Annotated in this window: 15 protein-coding genes; 10 read left to right on the plus strand and 5 right to left on the minus strand. The window is 36.2% G+C overall.

The features are described from left to right. Positions 1 to 46: 46 nt before the first annotated feature. Complete coding sequence (locus ABD792_RS01950) at positions 47 to 1336, minus strand: sensor histidine kinase (RefSeq protein ID WP_345004040.1); 1290 nt, start codon at positions 1334 to 1336, stop codon at positions 47 to 49. After that, positions 1326 to 2672, minus strand: coding sequence for a sigma-54-dependent transcriptional regulator (locus ABD792_RS01955; protein WP_345004041.1), 1347 nt, complete (start codon positions 2670 to 2672; stop codon positions 1326 to 1328). The genes ABD792_RS01950 and ABD792_RS01955 overlap by 11 nt, the downstream gene beginning before the upstream one ends. Before the next feature lie 201 nt (positions 2673 to 2873). Between ABD792_RS01955 and ABD792_RS01960 the strand changes: the two genes are divergently transcribed. From ABD792_RS01960 to ABD792_RS02005, 10 genes are all read left to right on the plus strand, one after another. Then, on the plus strand, positions 2874 to 4124 hold the full coding sequence (locus tag ABD792_RS01960) for an efflux RND transporter periplasmic adaptor subunit (protein WP_345004042.1): 1251 nt from the start codon (positions 2874 to 2876) through the stop codon (positions 4122 to 4124). Positions 4125 to 4220: 96 nt separating this feature from the next. Further along, positions 4221 to 4898, plus strand: a complete 678-nt coding sequence (locus tag ABD792_RS01965) for an ABC transporter ATP-binding protein (RefSeq protein WP_345004043.1) — start codon at positions 4221 to 4223, stop codon at positions 4896 to 4898. Between the two features lie 16 nt (positions 4899 to 4914). Next, positions 4915 to 7335, plus strand: coding sequence for an ABC transporter permease (locus tag ABD792_RS01970; RefSeq protein ID WP_345004044.1), 2421 nt, complete (start codon positions 4915 to 4917; stop codon positions 7333 to 7335). A gap of 55 nt (positions 7336 to 7390) precedes the next feature. After that, a complete protein-coding gene (locus ABD792_RS01975) occupies positions 7391 to 9871 on the plus strand; it encodes an ABC transporter permease (protein WP_345004045.1) in 2481 nt (826 codons plus the stop codon). 17 nt (positions 9872 to 9888) lie between these two features. Continuing rightward, the gene (locus ABD792_RS01980; protein ID WP_345004046.1) at positions 9889 to 10047 is read left to right on the plus strand and encodes a hypothetical protein; all 159 of its coding nucleotides are present in this window, start codon (positions 9889 to 9891) and stop codon (positions 10045 to 10047) included. A gap of 72 nt (positions 10048 to 10119) precedes the next feature. Next, positions 10120 to 12495: an ABC transporter permease gene (locus ABD792_RS01985; RefSeq protein ID WP_345004047.1), complete on the plus strand. Its 2376-nt coding sequence runs from the start codon at positions 10120 to 10122 to the stop codon at positions 12493 to 12495. A 47-nt stretch (positions 12496 to 12542) separates the two neighbouring features. Beyond that, complete coding sequence (locus ABD792_RS01990; protein ID WP_345004048.1) at positions 12543 to 13214, plus strand: ABC transporter ATP-binding protein; 672 nt, start codon at positions 12543 to 12545, stop codon at positions 13212 to 13214. Positions 13215 to 13220: 6 nt separating this feature from the next. After that, entirely contained in the window at positions 13221 to 14636 is a 1416-nt protein-coding gene (locus ABD792_RS01995; RefSeq protein ID WP_345004049.1) for a TolC family protein, read from the plus strand. A gap of 204 nt (positions 14637 to 14840) precedes the next feature. Further along, positions 14841 to 15290 (plus strand): nucleoside deaminase, encoded by a 450-nt coding sequence (locus ABD792_RS02000; protein ID WP_345004063.1) that lies wholly within the window; start codon positions 14841 to 14843, stop codon positions 15288 to 15290. A gap of 95 nt (positions 15291 to 15385) precedes the next feature. Then, complete coding sequence (locus tag ABD792_RS02005) at positions 15386 to 15979, plus strand: FISUMP domain-containing protein (protein ID WP_345004050.1); 594 nt, start codon at positions 15386 to 15388, stop codon at positions 15977 to 15979. On the opposite strand, the gene ABD792_RS02010 is transcribed toward ABD792_RS02005, so the two are convergent. The 3 genes from ABD792_RS02010 to aspS all read right to left on the minus strand — a co-directional run bounded on the left by ABD792_RS02010 (position 15976) and on the right by aspS (position 20024). Next, on the minus strand, positions 15976 to 16212 hold the full coding sequence (locus tag ABD792_RS02010; RefSeq protein ID WP_345004051.1) for a hypothetical protein: 237 nt from the start codon (positions 16210 to 16212) through the stop codon (positions 15976 to 15978). The genes ABD792_RS02005 and ABD792_RS02010 overlap by 4 nt on opposite strands. A 147-nt stretch (positions 16213 to 16359) precedes the next feature. Then, complete coding sequence (locus tag ABD792_RS02015) at positions 16360 to 18147, minus strand: chloride channel protein (protein WP_345004052.1); 1788 nt, start codon at positions 18145 to 18147, stop codon at positions 16360 to 16362. A gap of 122 nt (positions 18148 to 18269) precedes the next feature. Then, on the minus strand, positions 18270 to 20024 hold the full coding sequence (gene aspS, locus ABD792_RS02020; protein WP_345004053.1) for an aspartate--tRNA ligase: 1755 nt from the start codon (positions 20022 to 20024) through the stop codon (positions 18270 to 18272). Positions 20025 to 20056: the final 32 nt, after the last annotated feature.

A 20056-nucleotide genomic window follows, 5' to 3' on the forward strand; every position in this document is an offset into this window, starting at 1 on the left:
AGAAAACTTAGACTTGGGAAAGATAATTATTATCTAAATCAATTCCCTAATTTTTTAAATGAAATTGCCCTGCGCTACCATTTTTTTTGGTACTGAAAAACGGCACAAACACATTATCTATAATATTTTTTGGGATGCCTGCACCGTTATCTGAAATTTGTATAACATTATGCCCATTAATGTTTTTTTCAGCAGTTATTAAAATTTTTGGGTTACTATTATTTTTACAGGCTTCTACAGCATTTAATATTAAGTTTATTAAAACCTGTTCAATTAAATAGCGGTCAATTTCTATTTGTAATTCAGGGCTATTACTTTTAAAGAGGAGCTCAATGTTTTTGCTTTCTAAAGAGGCTTGCATTAATAATTTTATGTTGTCAAACAAATCATCAACCAAAACACTGCTTAGGTTTAACTTAGTTACTTTGTTAAGGCTTCGGTATGTTTTTGCAAATCGTAATAGTCCTTCACTTCGTTTTTTTATGCTTTCAATACCCGCATCCAGATCATTCATGTTTATAGTTTCTAAAGGATCTTTTAAGGATGCCTGTACTTTGTCCTGAAGTGTGTCGGCTAAAGAAGAAATTGGGGCAATGGAGTTCATGATTTCATGTGTCATAACACTTAAAAGTTTTTTCCATGCCTCAGATTCAGTTCTATTTAACGTGTCGTCAATATTTTGGAGTACAACTAATTTAAATTTTTCTTCATTAACAAAAAAAACAGCACTAGAGATAAGTACTTTGAGGGTGTTATTATTTACAGAAATATCAATGTTTGAGTTTTTTGTGTATTTGGTTTTAAAAATTGCATTAAATAAATCAGGTTGTCTTTTCTCAACAAAATGAATAGATTTAAAAGAAGGAAGACTCAGGGTATTTTTAAAGGCTTCATTAACCCATAAAACGGTTCCGGATTCCATGTTAAAGGCTATAATACCCGTATCGATAAGCTCCAATATTTTTTTTAGGTATAAGTGCTGTGCTTCTTTTTCTTTATTTAAGGAAATAATGGTTTTGTTTACATTGTTAAAGCCTTTATGGAGTTGTCTAATATCTTCAGCTCCTATTTTCTCTGGATACCATCTAGAAAAATCCTTGTATTTGGTCGATTCAAAAAAATCATCCATTTCGTAAAAACGCTTGGTAGTATATTTTAGAAGGTTTTTGACGCTAAAAACGATCAAGACGACAATAGGCGTTGTAATTATAATGACAAGGGATATGTTTGGTTTGTTTAGAAGTAATTTGTTTATGGCAAAAGCTAGGCCTATAAGCCATATTAATAGAATGGCTACTCTAATAATAAGTCCCCATTTGTATTTTTTATAAGCCATATTTATCGAGTCTTCTATAAAGTGCAGATCGTGTTATTCCCAATTCTTTGGCAGATTTTGAAATATTGCCATTATGTTTTTCAATAACTTTTAGAATGGTGTTCTTTTCGACTGTTTCTAATTTTAGGGTATCGACTTCTGTTTTTTTCGAATATTTTTCAATGGGTGAAAACACCAGATCCTCTTCGCAAAGTGTATCATTTTCAACCATAATAACAGCCCGCTCCAAGGCATACTGCAGTTCTCTAACGTTGCCTGGAAATCTGTATGTTATTAGTTTCTTAAAAAAGTTGTCGTTGGCAGTTATGTTGGGCTTAAAATATTTTTCACTGTATAGTTCAATAAAATGTTTGGCCAATAAAGTAATGTCCTTGCCTCTATCTCTAAGGGGCGGAATAACAACTTCGACCGTGTTAATGCGATAAATTAAGTCTTTTCTAAATTTTGTCTCGTCTGCCAGATGCTCTAGGCTAACATTGGTTGCACAAATAAGTCGAATGTCAACAGTAACTTCTTCGTTAGAGCCTAAAGGCGTAACGCATCTGTTTTGCAAAGCTGTTAATAAACGAGCTTGTTGTTGTAGGCTTATGTTTCCTATTTCATCCAAAAACAAAGAACCTCCATTGGCTGCTTCAAATCGGCCTATTCTGTCTGTTCGGGCATCCGTAAAAGCACCTTTTTTGTAGCCAAACAATTCGCTTTCAAATAACGAAGCCGTTAGGGCGCCAACATCAACCTTAACAAAAGGTTTATTCTTTCGTATGGAATTATCATGGATAGCTTTGGCAATAAGATCTTTTCCCGTGCCATTTTCACCTAAAATAAGCACATTGGCATCTGTAGGCGCAATCTTTTCAATTTTAAAGAATACGCGTTCCATGGGTTCGCTTTCACCCAAAAGTTTAACACCATCTACTTGGGGCATCCATTTTTTTGCCTTTTTACTTTTTTTGAGGGCAATAACCTCTTCTATGGATTGTATTAATTTATTGTTTTGCCATGGCTTTACTAAAAAATCCGAAGCACCTTCCTTAAGCGATCTAATCGCCAAATCCATATCTCCAAAAGCTGTTATTAAAATAACATTAACATCTTTATTGGCGCTTTTAATTTTATTGAGCCAATAAATTCCTTCATTGCCCGTGTTTACCACGCTGTTAAAGTTCATATCTAAAATAACGAGATCGAAGGTTTGTCGTTTAAGTAAAGGCAGAATGTTATCTGGATATTGTTCTACAACTATGTCTTTTACCAAGGATTTAAGTAGAATCCGTATAGCTGTTAGCACATCCTTATCATCATCGACAACTAATATAGATGCATTTTTTAGTAGCATAACACAATATTACAATTTTATTGCCGTGGTTAGACCTATTTTAATGCAGAAAATTTCCAAGATCCAAAAGTGTCCTGTTCCGAACACTTAGTGTCCCAAAACCGAACACTTTCTTTAATTGGCTGGCTTTTAATAAACTGGTAATGAGTTGTTTGTGTTTTTGGTATAATTATCTCTATTCATTAAATAAAATAGTGTACAATGGATGTCCCTTTAGAGAAAAAAAGATTCAACAAGTCAAAAATCACCATGATGATAGGGGCGGCCCTTTTGATTTTGCTTATCGTTTTTGTAGTGATTGCTACCAGTGGAAAATCTCGGTTAAATGTAGATATGGAGCGTATTTCCATTAGTGAGGTTGCCTCGGGTGTTTTTCAGGAAAACATCTCGGTAACAGGTAATGTTTTACCCATTACCACATTTTATTTGGATGCGTTAGAAGGAGGTATAGTTGAAGAAATATTTGTTGAAGACGGTGCCATAATGAAACAGAACGATCCCATTTTACGCTTATCCAACACCGATTTAGAATTGAGTTTGGTAAATCAGGAAACATCGGTTTATAATTTGCTTACGCAGATGCAAATATCCCAAAACGCGGCACGACAAAATACTATTAATAAGCTTAACCGAATGACCGATGTAGAAAATGCCTTAGTGGAAGCCGAACGCAAGTACTTGCTTGGTAAAAAGTTATTTGAAGCTGAAGCCATAGGGAGTCAGGAGTTTAAGGAATCCCAAAATAACTATACCTATCAAAAGCAGCGTATGGAATTGGCAAGGGAAGTGCTGCAACAGGATTCCATATCGGTTCGGCAGGAAGCCAATCAATCCAAGAGTTTATTGGCACGTACCCAAAGTGCTTTGGAATTGATGCGTAAAAAAGTAGGCGATCTTATTGTACGTGCCCCAGCCGATGGCCAATTAACTTCTTTGGATGCCGAAATTGGTCAATCTAAAAATAAAGGGGACCGTTTAGGACAGTTGGATGTGTTAAGTGGTTATAAAGTGCGGGTAGATATCGATGAACACTATATTTCAAGAATATACACAGGGCAAATAGGAACTTTTACGTTTAACGGAGAGACCTATAAATTGATTATCAAGAAGGTATTCACCCAAGTCACTTCGGGACGGTTTCAAGTAGATATGCAATTTGAGGGCGACGTACCCGAGGGCATTAGGAGAGGGCAATCCCTTCAGATTCGATTAGCATTAAGTGAAGAAAAACAAGCAATTATGGTGTCTAAAGGTGGTTTTTTTCAGCAAACAGGAGGCAACTGGATTTTTAAGTTGAGTGATGATGGAAAAACGGCTTATAGAACAACTATTCAATTGGGTAGTCAAAATACAACATATTATGAAGTGTTGGAGGGCTTAAATCCTGGTGATAAAGTTGTTACGTCCAGCTACGACAATTTTGGCGATAAGGAAGAATTGATATTAAAATAACGCGTCATTACGATCCCGAGTATTTGGGAGAAGTAATCATCCTTAATGAAACAGATTGCTTCGTTTCTCGCAATGACAAATAATAAACATAAAACAATGATAAAAGTAACAGACCTGGAAAAGTACTATAGTACCGAAGAAATTAAGACCATAGCCTTAAATCAATTTTCGTTTGAGGTTAAACAAGGCGAGTTTATTGCCGTGATGGGACCTTCGGGATGTGGCAAATCTACCCTTTTGAACATTATTGGCTTATTGGACGATGTAGATGGGGGCAGCTTTATTTTTAATGGGGAAGATGTGACACACTATAACGAACGTAAAAGAGCCAATCTACGTAAGCACAATATAGGTTTTGTGTTTCAGAGTTTTAATTTGATCGATCAATTAACGGTTTTTGAGAATGTGGAGTTACCGCTTATATACATTGGCATGAAAAAAGCCGATCGGAAGAAACGTGTGCACGAGGTCTTGGAAAAAATGCAGATCATGCACCGTCGTAACCACTTTCCTCAGCAACTGTCTGGAGGGCAGCAACAGCGGGTCGCTGTTGCTAGGGCGGTAGTGAATAATCCCAAACTGATTTTAGCCGATGAGCCTACCGGAAACCTGGATAGCAGTAATGGTAATGAGGTTATGGAGCTCTTAACAGAATTAAACGATCAGGGTGCTACCATTATCATGGTAACCCATAGCGAGCATGATGCCAAATACAGTCACCGTATTGTTAGAATGCTCGATGGACAAAAAGTAACCGAAGTGAGTTTGGTTTAATATGTAAGACCTCATTATGTTTCAAAATTATTTTAAAATCGCTTGGCGGAATCTTAAAAAATATAGGTTTTATGCAGCTATTAATGTACTTGGGTTGTTTACAGGTATTGTATTTACGTTGTTGATTGGTGTTTATGTATGGGGCGAATTACAAGTTAATAGAAGACTTAGGAATTCAGAGCGACAATGTATTTTACTAAGTGATTGGAAAATCCCAAATAAAGGAGTCGATTTTGCTACCATTGGGCCGCTAGCAAAACGGTTAAAAGAAGACTACCCCACTTTGGTAGCTAACTATTACAGATTTGACGGTATTTCTTCTATTATTTCAAAAGGCGAAAAACGTTTTAGAGAGGGTATACAGTTAGGGGATAAGTCATTGCTTGTCATGTTTGGTTTTAAAATGCTATATGGTAATAAAAAAACGGCATTGTCTAATCCGTACTCAGTAGTTATTACTGCAAATAAAGCCCTTAAATATTTTGGGAAGAAAAATGTTGTAGGTGAAACGATTACTATTCAAAACTTTAAAGGCGAAGAACGGGCTTTTATTATCTCAGGGGTTTTTGAAGATCTATCTGTAAATTCGGTGACACATCTCAATAACAAGAATAGCCCTAATACTACCCTTAGACCAGAAATATTCACATCTCAAGATATGTGTGCATTTTTTGGTAGGGTTGATTTTGATTCATGGAACAATTTTTATATTCCTTCATACATTGAATTGAAAGAGGGTGTAGCGGTAGATGATTTAAAAGAACCTATCAATAATTTAATGAAGTTATATGCTTCAAAAGCAATTCAAAAAGATTTAAGTGTGACCCCAACATTGCTTGCCGATTTTTACTTTGAAAAAGATAATGGACTTGTAAAGAAGATGGTTTATACATTGTCAACTATAGGGCTATTTATTCTGTTAATGGCCATTATTAACTTTATTAATATTTCTGTGAGTATGTCGGGTAGCCGCATGAAAGAGATAGGTGTTAGAAAAGTATTAGGTGGCAAACAAAGTCAATTTATCTCTCAGTTTTTAATTGAATCTTTTATTTTGGTTTTAGTGGCTACCATTTTAGCATTAGTTGCTTTTTCATCCATTAAGCCTGTATTGAGCCAGATAGTGGGAACTGAAATGCCGAAATTGACAACCTTTCCGCTTTATATGATTTTTGTGCTGGTAGGGTTTGTTTGTGTGGTTGGTTTGTTGGCAGGTTTGTATCCAGCATTTGTACTGTCTTCCTTAAAAGCAGTAGCATCGCTAAAGGGTAAGTTAGAGATTAAAAATGTATCTTTTCAAAAGTCTTTAGTGGGCTTTCAGTTTTCGGTCGCCTTATTAATACTTATTAGTGCTTTTATAATCACGCAACAAGTTGATTATTTTTTTAATAAAGATTTAGGGTATAACAAAGATTATGTTTTGTCAGCGCAAGTGCCAAGGGATTGGACGGATAAAGGCGTGAAAAAAATGGAAACTATACGAGCAGAGTTTGAAAAACTGCCAGAAATTAATAAAGCATCGGTATCATTTGAAATTCCAAATGGGAATAATGGAAACTTTTTCCCAATCCATAGAGTAGGATCTGCAAGTAATGAATCTATCTCAATGCTGTCGCTGTCTGTAGATGAACACTATTTTGATACTTACCAAATACATATAGAAGAAAGCTTGCATTGGGCGGATGAAGATAAAAAAGAAGGGCCTATTATTGTTGTTAATGAAACTGCTGCACGCGCTTTGGGATGGGACAACCCTATGGATGCTTTAGGTGAAAAGATTAAAATTAAAGGAGGGGTTTTTGATTATACCATAAGAGGCATAGCTAAGGACTTTCATTTTGGTTCAATGACACAACAAATTCAACCGTTGGCATTTTTTAACTTAAATATATTTCTTACATATCGTTATCTAAATTTTAAGGTTAAGCCAGGAGATATGCAAAGTACCATTTCTAACATTCAAAAAAAATGGTCTCAATTAATTCCTGAAAGTCCATTTGATTATCATTTTATGGATGATTCGTTGAAAGAACTGTATACTTCTGAAATTAAGTTTAGAAAAGCAGTATATAATGCTTCTTTACTGTCCTTAGCCATCGTTCTTTTGGGTATTGTAGGTCTGGTTTCTTTAAGTGCTCATAAGCGAATTAAAGAAGTAGGGATCCGTAAAGTTTTAGGGGCTTCAACATTTAAAATTATATTGCTCTTTATTAAAGAGTTTACCATCATTATTGTAATAGCATCAGCAATCGCAATCCCAATAGCGTATTACGTCATGAATGAATGGCTAAATAATTATGTCTATAGAATTAGCATGTCGGCACAACCCTTTTTTGGTTCAATACTGGCATTAATGATTGTCGCATTTTTATTCATTGGTTTAATGAGTTTTAAGACGGCGAATACTAATCCTATTAAAAGCTTAAAAACAGAATAGAATAAATTCAAGCTTGTTAGGTTTTTGAAACCTGACAGGTCTTAAAAAAGAAATCATGATTCAAAATTATTTAAAACTGGCGTGGCGAAACCTTATAAAAAATAAGGTGTATTCGCTTATTAATATTGGTGGGTTGGCCATAGGTGTAACGGCATATTTGCTCATTATTCAATATGTGAATTTTGAGTCGAGTTACGATACCTATCATTCCCATATAGATGATTTATACCGCGTAACACTTTCAACAGACCTAGGATCGTATGATGGGATTGAAACAGCTGCTGCTACACACCCTGCAGTGGCCAGTGCCATGAAAAAAGACTTTCCCGAGGTAGAAAGCTTTGCGAGGGTTGTGGATAAGGAGATTATGTTGGGATCATTTGTGCTTTCATATAGAAACAAACAGGGCAATTTAATAAAGTCTAATGTTAATAACGACATGATCTATCTTGCCGATAGCACCATTTTAGATCTTTTTAAGATTAACCTGGTTAAAGGTAACCCCAAAACTGCACTTAAAGATAAGCGCTCCGTTATATTATCTACTAAAATGGCGACCCGTTTTTTTGGAAATGAAAACCCCATTAATAAAACCTTAATGGCAAATGGAGATGTTCCAGTAAACGTTACAGGTGTTTTTGAGGAACTTCCCGAAAACACCCATCTAAAATTCGATATGTTGGTGTCTTTTTCTACACTGGGGCCATGGACCGAAACGACTTGGAATTGGCCAGAGTTCTACAATTACCTACGCTTAAAACCTGGAACAGATCCTGCTATCGTTGAAGCCAAATTCCCCGAATTTGTTAAGAAGTATTTGGGAGAGCTTATGCAGGAACATAGTTATCGTGCAGAAATGGGCTTGCAGCCCGTTAAGGATATCCATTTAAAGTCGCATTTGGCTAATGAAATTTCAGTAAACAATAATGAAAAAACGCTAAACTTTCTTTGGCTTATAGCCATTTTTGTTATCCTTATTGCACTTATGAATTTTATTAACCTGTCTACGGCAAAATCAACAGAACGTGCTTTAGAGGTCGGTTTAAAAAAAGTAGTCGGTATTAAAAAAGGAGCTTTAATAGGGCAATTTTTAACAGAATCGTTAGTCATAAATTGCATAGCCATTATCATGGCCATCATTTTAATAAGTATCATCATTAAGCCCTTTAATGATTTTTTGGGCTTGCCTATTTTATCCATGAACATGTGGTTAACCCCTTCTGTATGGGGGCATATCATTGTACTTTTACTTTTGGGAGGTGTTTTGGCAGGCATATACCCTACTTTTGTGCTATCCAGTTTTAAGCCTATTCAAGTATTGAAAGGTAAGTTTGACCAATCTGGGAAAGGCGCTTTTATACGTAAGGTTTTAGTGGTAAGTCAATTTACAATTTCCATTACCTTAATAGCAGGCACTTATATTATGTACAGCCAGTTTACGTATATGCAAAACCAAGATTTGGGTTTTGATGCCAAGCATAATTTGGTTGTCAATGCGCCTATGGTGATCGATTCCACCATAACCGATAAACTTGAGGTGTTTAAGGGCGAGTTGTTAAAAAATCCGAATATAAATATTGTAACGGTTACAAAGGATGTTCCAGGCAAAAAAAATGCATGGTACAATACCACTAGGCAGGTACATGAAGAACGGGAGGCCAGTGTTATTTGTAATCAGTTTTTAATAGACCATGACTTTATGGAAACCTATCAGGTAAAGTTATTGGCCGGGCGTAATTTCAGGAAAGAGGATCATTCATTTTATGGGTTTAGAGGTGATTTAGATTTGAACGTTCCCCATAGGGTCATGTTAAACAGAGCGGCTGTTGGCCTCTTAGGCTTTTCTTCGGTTGAAGAGGCCGTTAATAAAAAAATCACCTTTCAATTGGGTCCACAAGATCGTACGGCAGAGGTTATTGGTGTGATGGAAAACTACCATCAACAATCCTTACAAAACGATTACGATCCCACCGTTTTTCTGTATCCAGAATACTATTATGCAGGATTTTTAACACTCAATATCAATGCGGTGAATATAGAAAGTACGATACATGATATTGAAAAAAAGTATGAGGCATTATTTCCGCAAGACCCATACAATTATTTTTTCTTAGATGAGCATTTCAATAAACAATATAAGGCCGATAGAAAGTTTGGTCAGCTTTTTATATTATTTGCAACCCTTGGTATTTTTATCGCAGCCCTCGGTCTGTTTGGCTTAGGCTCTTATATGGCCATGCGACGGACCAAAGAATTATGTGTTCGTAAGGTTTTAGGTGCCAGTAAACCACATGTACTGTTTTTAATCCCCAAAAGTTTGCTGGTTTTGGTAGTTGTATCGGGGTTGATAGCCATTCCCATTACGTATTTAACAGCAACAGAATGGCTTAGTAACTATGCGTTTCGGGTTAGTATGAATCCGTTTATGTTTATTGTACCTATGGTATTGGTAACTGCAGTGGCTCTCCTTTCGGTTTTACCCGAATCTTTAAAAGTAACCCTTGTAAAACCCGCTAACTATTTAAGAAATGAATAGTAAAAGACAATTGGGCAATGAAAACGGATCTTATTATAAGATATATTGAAAACAACATGGATGACCAAGAGAAACTAAAAATGCTACAGTGGATTTGTTCAAATGAAGGCAACCAAAGAAGTTTTAATCTTATAAAAGCCCGTTATGTGGCGTCTAAACTTAAAGATATTGATTAAGTGTGCTTAATACAATAGAGCAAATTCAGACCTATCAGATTTCAAAAGTCAGACAGGTCTCAAAAAGAAACTATGATTCGAAATTATTTTAAAATAGCATTCAGGCTTTTCAAAAAAGAAAAGCGTACAACCCTTGTCAATATATTTGGGATGGCTCTTGGTATATCCTGTAGTATTCTAATCTACTTATGGGTTCAAGATGAATTACGATATAATGATTTTGTTAAAAAAGGGGATAGGGTATGTTATGCCATGACCAACCATCCTATGATGGGAGGTGATATAAAGACATGGTCCACAACACCCCAACCGCTAAAAGCCGTGTTAGAGGAAAAATATCCTGTTATAGATAAAGTGGCTCTATTATCTTGGGAACCACCAACCAATTTTAAAAAAGATGATGGGTTTTTACAGCAAAATGGCAACTATGCTTCGCCTGAAATTTTTGACATTTTTCAATTTCCTTTTACTAAGGGCAATCATAAGGCTCTTTATAACGAACCAAAAACCATAGTCATTTCTGAACGTTTTGCGAACCGTTATTTTGGTGAAAATTGGAATACTATTGATGTTATTGGAGAATTAATAACAACAGACAATAAAGACACCTATAAATTGGTAGGTGTTTTTAAAGATTTGCCCAAGCATTCAACATTACAATTCGATTTTATTATACCCTTTGCTGAAAAACTCAACAAGAACCCGTGGTTAAATCATTGGGGGAATTTTCAAAATCAAATGTACATTCAAATAGTTGATGGCATTACAGTTGAAGAAGCCAATAATCGTATTAAAAATGCCATTATAGATAATCGTCCAGATGAAGGGACTACAGAGGAACTTTTTCTTCAGCCGTTTTCAGACACTTATCTCTATTCTAATTTTGAAGGCGGAAAGGTTGCAGGCGGACGTATTGAATATGTGCGCATCCTATCGGTTGCGGCTATCTTGATTTTGCTGCTTGCCAGTATCAATTTCATGAATTTGTCCACGGCGCGAGCTGGAAAACGTTCTAAAGAAACTGGGGTTAGAAAAGTATTGGGAGCCTTAAAATCAAACCTAAGAGTTCAGTTTTTAATAGAATCTGTTCTAATTACGGGCTTCGGTTTTATATTGTCAATGGGTATCGTTTCCGTTCTGCTACCAGAGTTTAATGCCTTAACTGAAAAGGACATTGAACTAACTTTTTTTACGCCTAAGTTTATTTTGTTTTTGCTAGGTTTTATCTTTTTACTGGGATTGGCTTCTGGAATGTATCCTGCGTTTTATTTGTCAGCGCTAAAACCTACACGGTCTTTAAAAGGGGTGTTTTCGCATAACAAGAATGAAGCTTTTTTTAGAAAGGCACTCATGATCTTTCAGTTTGTTATAACCATAGTTATGATTATTGGGGCAACTTCGGTGTACAAACAAGTAAGTTATATACAAAATAAAAATATTGGATTTGATAGGGAGAATTTGGTTGAAGTAACTATGGGCGACATTGATCCTGCGGGCAATTACCAAGCCTATAGAGAAGAACTGTTAAAAAAACCAGGGATATTGGGGGTAACTCCAATAAACCAAAACATACTGGATGTTAGTAATACGACCTCAGACCCAGAATGGGACGGTAAGGATTTCAATGAGATTACCTCTTTTACCATCATGTGCACAGATCCTGACTTTTTAAGTATTACGGGCATTAAACTAAAAGCGGGGAGGAACTTTAATAGGTCAATAGCTACCGATACAGCCAACTTTATTATTAATACGGCTGCCCAAAAAGTCATGCGACTAAAAGACCCTATTGGTGAGCGTTTGGGATTTTGGGACAGGGAAGGCAAAATAATAGGGGTGATAGAAGATGTGCATATCAATTCCTTGCATGTGCCCATAGAACCTTTTATTATTCGATACGACTTACCTATGACCTATAAAATGTTAGTACGTATAGAAGCCAATAAAACTACGCAGGCCTTAACTTCACTAAAAGCACTTCATGACAAGTTCAATCCTGGCAAGACGTTTAATTATAGTTTTGTTTCCGATATGTATAGGGGACAATATAAAAGTGAATTGTTGGTTAAGGACATGGTTTTCTATTTTGCCATTGTAGCTATATTAATTTCCTGTTTGGGGCTTTTAAGTCTTATTGCCTATACCACTAGCCAAAGAGCTAAGGAAATGAGTATACGGAAAGTACTGGGGGCTTCCATTACAACTATTTTACGATTGCTTTCCAAGGAGTTTTTATTGCTCATTATATTATCAATGGTTATTGCGGTACCCATTGCCTATTACTTTATAGATGGCTGGCTTCAAAATTTTGCCTACCGAATAACACTCAATTGGTTGTTGTTTATAATAGCTAGTGTCGTTACGATAGTAATTGCAAGTTTTATAATAGGAATACAAGTGTTAAAAGCCGCCAATGCCAACCCCATAAAAAGTTTAAAAACAGAATAAATAAACCTGATAGTCTCATGATTCAAAACAATCTAAAAACATAAAACATGCTACTACAAATAAAAGATGTATTTAAATGGGTAAATTCAGGAGGGAATAGGGTATTCATATTAAATGATATTGAATTGACCATAAACGAAGGCGATTTTATTTCCATTATGGGACCTTCGGGATCGGGAAAAACAACTTTGCTCAATGTTATTGGAATGTTGGACGATTTTAATGAAGGCGAATATACGTTTCTGGATGAGCCTGTACACACTCTAAAGGAAAAGCACCGTGCCAATCTGTATAAGGAGTACATTGGGTTTGTGTTTCAATCCTATCATTTGATTGATGAACTAACGGTTTACGAAAACATTGAAACCCCATTGTTATATAAAAAGCACTCCCGATCGGAACGCAAGGCTTTGGTCGCAGACATGTTGGATCGGTTCAATATCGTGGGAAAAAAAGATTTGTTTCCGTCACAGTTAAGTGGCGGACAACAGCAATTGGTGGGTATTGCCCGGGCACTGGTGGCAAGTCCTAAACTTATTTTGGCCGATGAACCCACGGGGAATTTAAATTCCAAACAAGGCACCGAAATCATGGAGGTTTTTAAGACATTGAATGAAGAAGAAGGCGTAACCATCATTCAGGTCACTCACTCTGAGCAAAATGCGGCCTACGGTTCCCGAATTATTAACCTGTTGGATGGCAGAATCATTAGTAATTAAAATACGATGGATACGAGAATAATTAAGATAGGATTTGTTATATGTGGAATGCTGTTTTGTACTTCAAATGCGCAATCTCAAATCACATTAGAGGATTGTATTAAAATTGCCCTTGAAAATAATTTGGATTATAGGGGTGTCACTTTGGATACCAAGGCCTCCGAAATTAACTATAAACAGGCGCGACAGGGACTGTTCCCCACTGTTAATTTTGATTATAATTTAGGACAAAGTTCTGGACGTAGTTTAGATCCGTTTACTAATGATTTTATAAACCAGGAACTCACATTTTCAAATGCAGGGCTGCGCTTAAATGCAACTATTTTTAATGGGTTTCGCATAATGAACCAAATTAAACAAAACAGATTTCGCCTATATGCAGCCCAAATGCAGAAGGAAGAAACCAAGCAAAACCTTATTTTGGAAGTCACCTTAACCTATATACAATTGCTTAATAGTCGCGATGCCTTAATGCTTGCAAAAAACAGATTCCAAACAACCGAAGAACAATTAAAGCGCATTCAAGTAAACTATAACGAAGGTTTTGGAAATCCTGCCGAATATACAGATATTAAAGGACAATTGGCTATAGATAGGGTAGGTATAATTAATGCCGAGAATGAGCTTAACTTTGTGAATCAAAAACTTATTAAGTTGTTGAATACTAATATTGAGGAAGGTAGTGTTGTTAATTCTTTTTCAGATTTAGATACTATTAAAGCCTATGGTTACTCTGTAGATAATGTGTATAACGATGCCTTAAATAATCTGGCCACGTTTAAAGCGAAACAACATAGTATTGATGCAGCTAAAACAAGTATTAAGGTAGCCAGATCGTATTATATGCCCAATATTGGGCTGTTTGGTCAATTAAATACGAATTATTCCAGTATTGCCGAAACATTTCAGGACACAGGGATGCTTATTAAAGAAACGGGTGATTTTGTTAGAATAAACAATCAGGATGTGCCCGTTTTAAGAAATGAAACTCAATTTCAAGGTCAAAGAATTGGTTATTCAGATCAGTTTGATAATAATCTCAATTCCGTAGTAGGTCTTTCGGTTAACATTCCAATTTTTAACGGGTTCTTAGCAAAAAATAAGGTGTCATTACAAAAAATAGAATTAGAACAAGCGACTGTAGATTTAAAAAATACAAAATGGTTACTCAAGCAGGCTATTACAAATACTTTTAACAATATGGAGGCAGCTTATGAGCGTTATCATGCATTTAAAAATCAAGCAGATGCTTTTAAAGAGTCGTACCGCATTAATAAAGTAAAGTTTGAAAATGGTGTTTCAAATATTGTCGAATACATAATGAGCAAGAATAATATGGATACCTCCCAGTTGAACCTTAACAAAGCCAAGTACGAATACCTATTGCAAGTAAAGGTTTTGGAGTATTATAGGGGGCTGTAACCAAGCAGACAAATAAAAACGTTAAAGAATAGACGAATTTAAACCTGTTGTTTTGAAATTATTACCTTCAGTGCAAATTAGACATTGAGTTTAACTCTAGTACAAAATTTACCTTTGTTTAAAAACAATCACTTAGTTGGTACATGCAGTTTTTCATTTGCTTTTGTAAATTTTAAAATGAAAAAATCATGTACTTTTGTTCTCATGCTAGAACCATTTGACGATACGTATTTTATGAAGAAAGCACTTCAGGAAGCTGAGGTGGCTTACGAAAAGGGAGAGATTCCTGTAGGTGTTGTTATTGTTGTGGATAACAAGATAATAGCCCGTGGGCACAATTTAACAGAAACCTTAAATGATGTAACTGCTCATGCCGAAATGCAGGCCATAACAGCAGCAGCTAATTTTTTGGGAGGTAAGTACCTTCAAAATTGCACGATGTATGTAACCTTGGAACCTTGCCAAATGTGTGCGGGAGCCTTGTATTGGAGTCAAATAGCTAAAATTGTATACGGCGCAAGGGATAAAGAGCGTGGATGTATACAATTAAACACAAAATTACATCCTAAAACAATTGTAAAAGGAGGGATCATGGCCGATGAAGCTTCAAAACTATTGAAGCGTTTTTTCATTGAAAAGCGTAACCTAAATTAGATATGGTATAAGGTTTATTGGTGTCTTTGTATTATTTTGTTATTAAGTGCTTTATCAATATATTTGACGGTATTTAAGCCCAAAAATCTATTTCTATGAAGTGCTTTAACCTTTTAGCCTTGTTTGTTTTATTGTTTAATCTTGTATCGTGTTCTAATGACGATGCTGATGATGGTGTGTCAAAAAATCAATTTACAGACCCTAGGGATGGACAGGTTTATGAAATAGTCACCATTGGTGATCAAACTTGGTTCGCTGAAAACCTAAATTACGATACGGCAGACAATTCAAGTACGTGTTATGATGGTAACAGTGACAACTGCTTTATATATGGCCGTTTGTATAGTGGTGATGCAGCTCAAACGGCTTGCCCCGATGGTTGGCATTTGCCGTCTAAAGAGGAATGGGAAACACTCATAGATTATTTGGGAGGTATCAATGCGGCTCATGTGTTTTTTAAGCCGTTTGCTATGCAACAAGGCGAACCTGTTGGGTTTAACTTATTAGCAGGGGGCTGGTATTTTGCAGACTTTAAGGATATAGGGATAGAGGGACATTATTATACTTCAACAGATGGCGGACTGCCCAACTCGTTCAAGACCATTACATTTGTTCCAGATACATCGGTAAGTACAGGAGGCACGTCTAGTTCCAATATCATGCAAAATTGCAGATGTATTAAGGATTAATATTTTTTCTCGCGTTGGTCTTCTCGCATTTTGTCCAGATTCTCTTTAGTGAGCATATAGTCTTTTAGGTCTTTGTCTTTCCAACGGTAATAAGCAAACAAAGGGAAGACTACAATAAAAAGCCCCAAAACGCCAAACCCGATTAACTTTTGGGAATATTCGGAATCCAGAATATAACCTGTGACAATGCTTCCCAATGAAAGCACAAACAAAACGGTAATAAGATACTTCATGCTTGTTATAACATATTTTATTTAACCCGTCGGGCATTTTAATGAAATTCTGTCAATTCGAGTGAATTTTACGAAAACCGTTTGGTCAAGTCATAGAAATCGAACTGACATTTTTGAAACTAGTTTAATCTAAATGTACAACAGGTTTTATTTGGTAAAGTTAATCAATTGCCGCCTATAAGCCGTTAAGAGTTTGGATTTTGAAATATAACCATAGTATTTGCCGTTTTTAATAACAGGAATGTTCCAGGCGCCACTGGTTTTAAACTTATCCATAATATCATTCATGGAATCTTTATTGTAATCAATAATATTAGTGTCTGCATGCATGAGGCTTGAAGCGTTTACCTTATCGTATAGATCGGCATTAAACATAATATGCCTTATATCATCCAGCCTTATAACACCAAGAAATTCATTGTCTTCATTTACTACTGGGAAATGATTTCTGGAAGATTTGGCAACAGCCTTTTTTAATATGTCTCCCAATTTCATGTCTGGAGATAAGATAATAAAATTGGTTTCAATAACCTTGTCAATATCCAAGACCATCAATACATTTTGGTCTTTATCATGGGTCATGAGTTCACCACGTTCTGCTAGTTTTAAAGTATATATGGAATGTGAAATAAAGTATTTGGTGATAGCAAAGGAAATAGCCGATACAATCATTAAGGGAACAAACAATTCGTAGCCACCAGTAATTTCGGCTATAAGGAATATAGCTGTTAAGGGAGCATGTAATACACCAGCCATTAAACCAGTCATTCCTATTAAGGTGAAATTAGATTCGGATACGTTAAAGTGAAAGCCAATATTATTAATTATTTTAGAAAAAGCATTTCCTAAAGCACTTCCCATAACAAGTGTAGGAATAAACACGCCACCTACACCTCCTGCCCCAAAAGTGGTTGTCATGGCAATAGCTTTAAAGGCAGTAATGCCTAATAACAGGCCAATAACAAGCCATATGTTGGACAAGTCCAAATTAAAGGGCGTTGTGCCAATAGCCGATAAATGATCGCCTTTTAAAAGGTTGTTCATAATACCATAACCTTCACCGTATAAAGGCGGAATAAAATAAAGCATAGTTCCTATTGCCAAACCTCCAATTAATAAGCGTTTGGCTCTGCTTTCAAACTGTTTGAAAAAGTTTGTAATTCCAAAGAATACTTTTGAAAAATAAACCGATGTAAGTCCGGTTACAAGCCCTAAAACAATGTAGAAGGGGATATCGTTAATTTGGAATTTATCAATTAATTCAAACCGCAAAAGGATGTCTGTACCTAAGAAAAAGTAAGAGGTAACCACGGCAGAGACAGAGGCCAATAAAAGTGGTACTAAGGATGTGAAAGCAATATCTAGACTAAATATCTCAATAGCAAAAATGATAGCAGCAATAGGAGCCTTAAACATGGAGGCCATTGCTCCGGCAGCAGCACATCCAATAAGTAACATACGTGTTTTAGTATTCATATGAAACAATCTTGCTGCGTTCGATCCCAAGGCGGCACCAACGCTTACAGCGGGGCCTTGCAATCCAACTGAACCACCAAAACCTACTGTTAGTGGCGCCGTGATAAGTGAGGCATAGAGGTTGTATCGCGGAATGATGCCATTAAGTTTGGAAATGGCGTGCAATGTAGATGAAATACCATGGCCAATATGCTTTTTCAACCATGTTTGCTTTATAATATAAACCAACAGTAACCCAATTATAGGGAATATAAAATAAAGCGAATTTTGATAGTTTTTGAAAAAGTTAAGTTCAAAAAGTAGCTGGATATAGTGCGTTAGGTTTTTTAAAGAAACAGTTCCTAGACCAGCTAAAAAACCTACCAGTATACTTAGTATGTATATGAAATTCTGTTCTGGAATATGCTTATATTTCCAGATTAAAAATTTACGTAATAAGCTCTTGGAGTTAGAAGGCATATTATAAAATTACTAAATATTCTACGAAAGTAATGCTAAACGTTATTTTTAATCAAAGGTCTGTTTACTGACATTGTATTATTAAAAAAACCTGTTCTTTAAATTGGAACAGGTTTTTAAGTTTAAGGTTTTAAATTAAGTTTTAAACTAAGTTCTTCCAGCTGGTCATCATCAATTGGAGCGGGTGCATCGATCATTACATCACGTCCTGCATTGTTTTTTGGGAAAGCAATAAAGTCCCGTATGGTTTCCTGTCCTCCAAGAATGGCAACCAGTCTATCCAATCCAAAGGCGATACCTCCGTGTGGAGGTGCCCCGTATTGAAAGGCATCCATTAAAAAGCCAAACTGCGCTTTTGCTTCTTCAGGTGTAAAACCTAAATAATCGAACATAAGCGCCTGGGTTTTTTTGTCGTGAATACGAATCGATCCACCTCCAATTTCATTGCCATTTAAAACCAGATCATAAGCATTGGCCTTAACAGCTCCAGGGTCGGTTTTTAGTAATTCCAACTGCCCTGGTTTTGGAGACGTAAACGGGTGGTGCATAGCATGGTAGCGCTCGGTTTCTTCATCCCATTCCAATAAAGGGAAGTCCATGACCCATAAAGGTGCAAATTCATTTGGCTTTCTAAGTCCTAAACGTTCGGCTAGTTCCATACGCAAGGCACTTAGTTGCGTCCTAACCTTGTTCGTGTCTCCAGATAGGATACAAATAAGATCACCTGCTTTGGCTCCGGTAACTTCAGCCCATTTGGCAAGATCCTCTTGGTCGTAAAATTTATCTACAGAAGATTTGTAGCTGCCATCTTCATTACAACGACAGTAAACCATGCCTAAAGCCCCTATTTGCGGACGCTTAACCCAATCAATAAGTTTATCAATTTCTTTACGTGTGTAACTGTTGCCTCCCGGAACGGCAATACCAACAACCAGTTCGGCGTTGTTAAAAACACCAAAATCTTTATGTTGAGCAACGTCGTTTAATTCGCCAAATGCCATGCCAAATCGAATGTCTGGCTTATCGTTTCCATACAAGCGCATAGCGTCATCATAAAGCAGACGCGGGAATTTATCGACCTTAACACCGTTAATCTCTTTTAACAAATGACGTGTTAAACCTTCAAAAGCATTCAAAATATCCTCTTGTTCTATAAATGCCATTTCACAGTCTATTTGTGTAAATTCAGGTTGTCTGTCGGCACGCAAGTCTTCATCCCTAAAGCATTTTACTATCTGGAAATACTTATCCATACCACCTACCATAAGCAATTGCTTAAAGGTTTGGGGCGACTGAGGCAATGCATAGAATTGGCCTTCGTTCATCCTGCTAGGCACTACAAAATCGCGGGCACCTTCTGGAGTTGATTTAATCAAATAAGGGGTTTCAACTTCAATAAAGCCTTCATTGGATAAGTAATTGCGAACTTCTTGGGTTACTTTATGACGAAATATAAGATTATTTTTTACTGGATTACGACGAATATCCAAATAGCGGTATTTCATTCGTAGTTCTTCGCCACCATCGGTTGTGTCTTCAATAGTAAATGGAGGCAATATGGCGTCATTTAGAATGTTTAGTTCTGTAACTAATATTTCGATATCGCCAGTTGGTATATTGGGGTTTTTAGAAGCACGCTCAATAACGTTTCCTTTAACTTGGATAACAAATTCACGACCAAGATTTTGAGCTTGTGCCATCATCTCTTTGGATGTGCGTTCCTCATCAAAAACCAGTTGCGTGATACCATAACGGTCACGTAAGTCTATCCAAACAATAAAACCTTTGTCACGGGATTTTTGTACCCATCCAGCTAAGGTTACTTCTTCATTTATGTTTGTAGCGTTTAATTCGCCACAATTATGACTTCTGTACATAGTAAAAATTTGAAGTGCAAATTTAAGGAAAT

The sequence above is a fragment of the Snuella lapsa genome, assembly GCF_039539345.1.
GTDB lineage: Bacteria > Bacteroidota > Bacteroidia > Flavobacteriales > Flavobacteriaceae > Snuella > Snuella lapsa.